Below are 1,140 nucleotides of genomic sequence, written 5' to 3'. Positions count from 1 at the left end.
GGTTACGCGCCGCACCGCTTCGGCGCGCGTCCGCTCCGCCGTCGCCTGCGCGATGGCGGCGCGGCCGTTGTTGAAGAGCGGGATCGGGATCGAGATCGCGAACACCGCGGCGGTATCGTTCGTCGCTTCCAGCCGTCGGAGCGCCGGTCCGACGTTGATGTCGGGTACGCGGTTGGCGCGCGCGAGCCTGATGCCGGCATCGGCGATGGCAAGATCGGCATCCGCCGCCGCCAGCGCCAGCGTGCCGGCAGTCTGTAGCGGTGCTGCAGGGCCGAAGGTCGCCGGCGGCAACCGGTCGAGCAAGCCTGCGTCGAGCGTGCCGTCGATCGGACGGCCGAGCCGCCGCGCGAGATTGGTCCGTGCCGCCTCGGCGAGCCGGGTCAGCCGCTCGACATTGGCATCGGCATTGATACGCGCGACATCGGCGCGCTGTTGCTCCAGCGGCGACGCTCGCCCCGCCTGGACGCGCACCGCAGCCCCCCGCAGCACTTCGGCCGCGATCCGTGCCTGGTCGCGCGCCGTCACCAGCCGGCGTTCGGCCGCGATTGCCTCGACATAGAGCTGTGTGACCTGGACGCGGATATCGGCCGCGACGATCGCGCTCTGGAGTTGCGCACGTGATATTTGCGCGTCGGCAACAGCAACGCGGGCACCGCGCTTGCCGCCAAGCTCGATCGGGATCGCGACCCCCACCGTCGTCTCCGCGCTCCGCACGCCCCGATAAGGACCGGAGCCGACGACGTTCTCGACCTGCCCTTGGAAGACGGGGTTCGGCCGGAGCCCGGCCACCGTGCGGGCCGCCTGCGCCGCCTCGACCGATGCAGTAGCAGCGGCACCCGATGGCGCTGCTCCGCCCGCGGCAGACACCGCCTGATCGAGCGAGAAGCCGGGGAGCGGTTGCGCCGCGGTCGGCGTTTCAGACGGGGTGGCCGCCTGCGGCGCCGCCTCCTGTTGCGCCTGCGCTATCGATGCGCAGGACGCCGCGGCCAGCATGGCCGCGAGCATTGTTTTCATGAAATATCGATCCTGACAGAACACGTCGGGCCGGCAGATGCCGGCGAGCGGGTGTCGTCAGGCGGCCGGGGGCCTCAGCGCGGGATCGACGAGATGCGACGCGATGGCACTGGCGGGTGCGGGGAA

General features: G+C 71.5%; 1 protein-coding gene. It reads right to left on the bottom strand.

Annotated features, from left to right (window positions below):
• The coding region (locus U1872_RS22565) for a TolC family protein (protein WP_332795087.1) at window positions 1-1,014 on the bottom strand (1,014 nt) is incomplete at its 3' end.
• Between the last annotated feature and the right edge of the window lie 126 nt (window positions 1,015-1,140).

Origin of the sequence: Parasphingomonas frigoris (genome assembly GCF_036663815.1) — a bacterium.
Taxonomy (GTDB): Bacteria; Pseudomonadota; Alphaproteobacteria; order Sphingomonadales; family Sphingomonadaceae; genus Sphingomonas.
The sequence above is the reverse complement of the archived record's forward strand: the minus strand, read 5'-3'. Positions and strand labels throughout refer to the sequence as shown.